4 protein-coding genes and 1 pseudogene are annotated in these 4,481 nt (G+C 66.9%); 3 read left to right on the forward strand and 2 right to left on the reverse strand.

What is annotated here, in order from left to right; genetic code table 11:
* The 3 genes and pseudogenes from E2C06_RS40070 to E2C06_RS35410 form a co-directional block, all read left to right on the forward strand.
* Positions 1 to 305, forward strand: a pseudogene (locus tag E2C06_RS40070) (hypothetical protein); the annotation flags it as partial.
* Between the two features lie 200 nt (positions 306 to 505).
* Positions 506 to 1,522 carry a Gfo/Idh/MocA family protein gene (locus E2C06_RS35405; protein WP_133293231.1) on the forward strand — a complete coding sequence of 339 codons (1,017 nt, stop codon included), beginning with the start codon at positions 506 to 508 and terminating at the stop codon, positions 1,520 to 1,522.
* Between the two features lie 223 nt (positions 1,523 to 1,745).
* Positions 1,746 to 2,066 carry a hypothetical protein gene (locus tag E2C06_RS35410; RefSeq protein ID WP_241671616.1) on the forward strand — a complete coding sequence of 107 codons (321 nt, stop codon included), beginning with the start codon at positions 1,746 to 1,748 and terminating at the stop codon, positions 2,064 to 2,066.
* A gap of 10 nt (positions 2,067 to 2,076) precedes the next feature.
* Here the strand turns inward: E2C06_RS35410 and E2C06_RS35415 are convergent, their stop codons facing one another.
* Positions 2,077 to 3,051 (reverse strand): Bug family tripartite tricarboxylate transporter substrate binding protein, encoded by a 975-nt coding sequence (locus E2C06_RS35415; RefSeq protein ID WP_133293232.1) that lies wholly within the window; start codon positions 3,049 to 3,051, stop codon positions 2,077 to 2,079.
* 197 nt (positions 3,052 to 3,248) lie between these two features.
* Complete coding sequence (locus E2C06_RS35420) at positions 3,249 to 4,232, reverse strand: tripartite tricarboxylate transporter substrate binding protein (RefSeq protein WP_133293233.1); 984 nt, start codon at positions 4,230 to 4,232, stop codon at positions 3,249 to 3,251.
* Positions 4,233 to 4,481: the final 249 nt, after the last annotated feature.

The following is a 4,481-nucleotide window of genomic DNA, read 5'->3' on the forward strand; positions in this document are numbered from 1 at the left end:
CGCTGGCGCGGGCGTTCCGGTATCAGCGGCTGCTCGACGAGGGACGCTATGCGTCTATTAGCGAGATGGCACAGGCGGAGCGGATCGAGCGAGGATACCTCGGCTCGCTGCTGCGGCTGACGCTGCTGGCTCCGGACATCGTCGAAAGGGTCCTCGACGGCCAGCAACTCGAAGGCGTGACGCTGCCGCGATGGCTGGAGCCGTTTCCTACAGAATGGCCGGCCCAGCGTACTGCGTGCCACCACCAATCCCGAGCACAGAGCAGCAGCGCCGGCAGGCAATCTGCGGGTGGTGCTGGCGGATGAACTGGCTGGGGCACTGGACACGAAGAACGCGGCCCCGGTGTTCGCTATCCTGCGCGGACTCGCGCGATGGGGGCGGACGATGATCGCGACGACGCAGGACCTGGGCCCGGCGGCGGCGCAGTAGCGCGTGCACGTCGTGGGCGGGCGGGTGGTGCGGGACGGAGTGCAGGCGTAGTATTCCGGCAATCCGGAGGCCCGCGATGACCCCGCGCTTTGCCGTGATCGGGATCGATCACCGCCATGTCTACGAACTGGCGCAGCACTTGATCGATGCCGGGATGGAGTGCGCCGGCTGGTGGCCGGTGACGACCAATCCCCACGTGCTGGCAGGTTTCCGCAAGCGGTTCGCGCAACTGCCGGAGGTGTCGGACCGGGAGCGGATGCTGGAGGACCGGTCGGTGCAGCTGATCGCGACGGCCGCGGTGCCGAGCGAAAGGGCGGTGCTGGCAATTGAGGCGATGCGGCGCGGCAAGGATGTGCTGGCCGACAAGCCGGGGATCACGACCTGGGCCGACTTGGCGGCGGTGGAGGCGGCGGTGATTCAGACCGGGCGCCGGTTCATCGTGGCGTTCGGCGATCGCTGGGGGTCGCCGGCGAGTGCGCGGGCCAAGGAACTGGTGCGCGCGGGGGCGATCGGGCGGCTGGTGTCCACGACTGGGATCTCGCCGCACCGGCTCAACCGAGAGACGCGGCCGGGCTGGTTCTGGAGTGCGCGGACCAACGGGTCGATCCTGGTGGATATCGGCTGCCACCAGATCGACTCGTTTCTGTCGCTCACCGGACGGGAGGAGGCGGAGATCGTGCACGCGGCTGTGCGCTCAGTGGCGCCGGAGCGAACGCCGGTGACGGATTTCCAGGACTGGGGGGAGATGATCCTGCGCAACGACGTGGCGAGTGCGACGATGCAGATGCACTGGTTCACGCCAAACGGCCTTGCGGACTGGGGCGACGGGCGGACGTTCATTGTCGGGACCGAGGGGTTCATTGAACTGCGCAAGAATCTTGACCTCGCCGGGCGGGAGGGGGGGCAGCACCTTTTCCTGGTGACCAACGAGAGGACCGAGCACATTGCCTGCGCCGGGAAGAGAACAGGGGCGTATCAGGCCCTGGTGGCCGATCTGCGCGACCGGACGGAGACGGCGATGGGGCAGAGCCATTGCTTCGCGGTGTGCCGCCTGGCGCTGATGGCGGAGGATCGGGCGCTCGGGCGAGCGTGATCGTCGGGCCGACCTTGGACCGGCTGCGGCGGGCGGACTAGCCCTCGATCCGACGGGCGCCGTATGCGGGCTTCAGCTGAAGCCGTTAAGTTCGTCCCGGTCGAACACGCGGAACGTCACGATCATGTTGAGCAGATGTCGAGCACGCGCGGGGCGAGGTGCACCGCGCCTACTGCACGACAGCGCACCGCATCACCCATCTGGAGAGCGTCTCTTTCGGCGGGTGCACGCCATCCTGCAGATCAACCCTCGCACCAGGGCGGCACAGAACCGGCAGCATGCGACGGCGCTGGTGAAGGTGCTGGCCCGGGCATTTTGGTACCAGCGGACGCCGGACGATGGCCGATACGCCGCGATCAGCGAGATGGCAGCGAGGGAGCGAATCGAGAGGGGATACCTGGTCAGCCTGCTACGGCTGACGCTGTTGGCGCCTGACATCGTCGAGGCGATCCTGAATGGGCAGCAGCCAGAGGGAATGACGCTGCCAGGGCTGAAGAGGCTGTTCTCGGTGGAGTGGCCGCAACATAGCAATGCGCGGGGGTAATCTCCGGCGTTTAGGTCACGCGTATATTGCGGTCAAGGATCAGCTGCCCCCACTTGGCGGATTCTTCGGCCTTCAGGCGATCGAACACCGCGGCGTCGCCAGCGATCGGCAGGAAACCAGCCTGTGTCAGGCGCTCCCGCTCGGCCGTGCTGTTGAAGAACCGCTGGGTGGTCTCGCGCAGTTTGGTCAGCACCGGTGCCGGGGTGGCGGCAGGCGCGACCAGGCCCCAGTAAGTGCCCGTCTCAAAGCCGGGGATCGCTGCTTCCGATACGGTCGGTACGTCTGGGAAGAGCGGATGCCGCGTAGCACTCGTCACCGCCAGCGCGCGCAGATTGCCGGTGGGCAGCAGGCCCGTCAGAAAGGCTGCCTCCATGAAATTCATCTGCACCTCGCCCGTCAACACCGCCTGGCTGGCGGGCGAGCCGCCGCGATAGGGCACATGCAGCATGGAGACGCCGGCGCGCGCCATGAGAAGTTCGGTGGCCAGGTGGCTGGTGAAGCCGACGCCGGCGGTGGCAAAGCTCATGCTGTCCGGCCGGCGACGCGCCAAGGCCAGGAACTCCGCCAGAGTCGTGGCCGGCACGGAGCGATTGATCACGACAAAGCTCGGCGCGCCCGCAGCCATCACCACCGGTACATAGGACGTCTCATTGTCATAGGGCATCGGGAAGAGGAATGGCGCTATGCTGAACTGGCTGTTGGAGCAGATGGCCAGGGTATGCCCATCCGGCCGAGCGCGAATGGCCGTGTCCATTGCAATCGTGCCGCCAGCGCCAGGACGATAATCCAACACCACGGGCTGGCCCCAATCGACCTGCAGCCTGTTTCCCATGGGGCGGAACACAACATCGGCCGGCCCGCCAGCGGTGAGCGGCACGGTCAGCGTGATAGGGCGGTTGGGGAAGCTATCCTGAGCGTGCCCCAGGCGCGGCGCGGCCAGAAGCGTGGTGGCCAGCAGGGTTCGGCGATGGATCATGATCAGCATCCTTTCGAGCCATGTTGGCTACTATGTTGCAGCCCTACCATCGAGCCTATGGGACGGGCGCCCCGACCCGACAAAAGCTTTCAAGAACGTCCGGGTGGCGGAGCCTTGGGAACCTCTGGCAGTCCACTGCCCGATGCCGGCAGAACACGCTTGTCACGACAGACACAACAGCACACCGATCTATGGCAGGTGCATGCTCAACGATCGCGCCAGGGCCGCTCCTGCCATAGTGCGCGCACCGTATCCTCGACGCCCTGGGCCATGAGGCGGTACTCGGTACCGACTAGGGGGTGTAATGGCATGAACTGCCGCTCGGCCTCGACCACAAAGCGGGGGTCGGCCAGAGCGCCGCGAAACGCATCCTCCAGCCGCTCCGCGATCGGGCCCGGCAGGCCGGGCGGCCCCAGGAAGCCACGGGCGGCGGCGCCGATCACATCGAAGCCGAGTTCGCGCATGGTCGGCACGTCCGGGGCGGTCTTGCTGCGCTCGGCTGCGGCGACAGCAAGGGCGCGCACCTTGCCCTCGCGCTTCAACGAGATCGCGTCGCTGATGTTCACCGCGGCGAGGTCGAGGTGCCCACCGAGTAGCTGTGGGAAGAGCACGGCATTGCCATTGAACGGCACGTGCACCAGCGGCGGAACGCGGGCGGTGGACTCGAAGGCGATGAGGAACAGGTGGTCGTCCGAGCCGATGCCAGTCGTGCCGCACGAGATAGTGCCCGGCGCGTCGCGAGCCCGGGCGACGAGGTCGGCGACATCGCGGAAGGGGCTGCCCGCGGCGACGTAGAAGGCGTTCGGGTCTTCGACGACATTGGCGAGGAAGGTGAACTCCATCGCGCGGTAACGGGCAGGGCGCTCGACCGGAATCGCCATCTGTGCTGGCATGCTGGTGGCGCAGAGTGTGTAGCCGTCCGGAACAGCGTTGAAGGTCGCCTCGAGCCCGATCTGCGAGCCCGCTCCAGGGCGGTTGGTGACGACCACCCGTAGGCCGGGGATACGCTCAGCGACAAGGGGCATGATCAGGCGGACCATCCCATCGAGCGGCCCCCCCGGAGTGACCGGGACGATCACCTCCACGGGGCGGTCGGAGCTGGGCCAGGCGCCGACAGCCTGGGCATGGGCGAGTCGGGGGGTGGCGAGCGCGGCAACGGCAGCCGCGCCGATATAGCGGCGGGTGAGCATGGCCAGACCTCCCTGGTCACTGTTGTTCTTGGGCGAGGCTGCTCCGCCGTCGCAGCCCCATTCAAGTACAATGACGCCGTGGCTCGCCTCGGTTCACGCATGAAGCCAGGTCCTTCGTTTAGCGGTCGAAAACCGGTTTCATACTGTCTCCGGTTGATCAGCTCGGCTGAACTGGCCTGGGCCACCAATAGAAGTTGGTGTGCGGCTGGAGGGTGGCGGCATCGAGCTGACGACAGCGCTCGGCGACGA

This window comes from Dankookia rubra (assembly GCF_004355005.1).
Lineage (GTDB): Bacteria > Pseudomonadota > Alphaproteobacteria > Acetobacterales > Acetobacteraceae > Paracraurococcus > Paracraurococcus ruber_A.

Coding starts and splice junctions, on each gene's coding strand:
- E2C06_RS35405 (WP_133293231.1), top strand. CDS start 506: ATGACCCCGCGCTTTGCCGTGATCGGGATCGATCACCGCCATGTCTAC.
- E2C06_RS35415 (WP_133293232.1), bottom strand. CDS start 3,051: ATGCTGATCATGATCCATCGCCGAACCCTGCTGGCCACCACGCTTCTG.
- E2C06_RS35420 (WP_133293233.1), bottom strand. CDS start 4,232: ATGCTCACCCGCCGCTATATCGGCGCGGCTGCCGTTGCCGCGCTCGCC.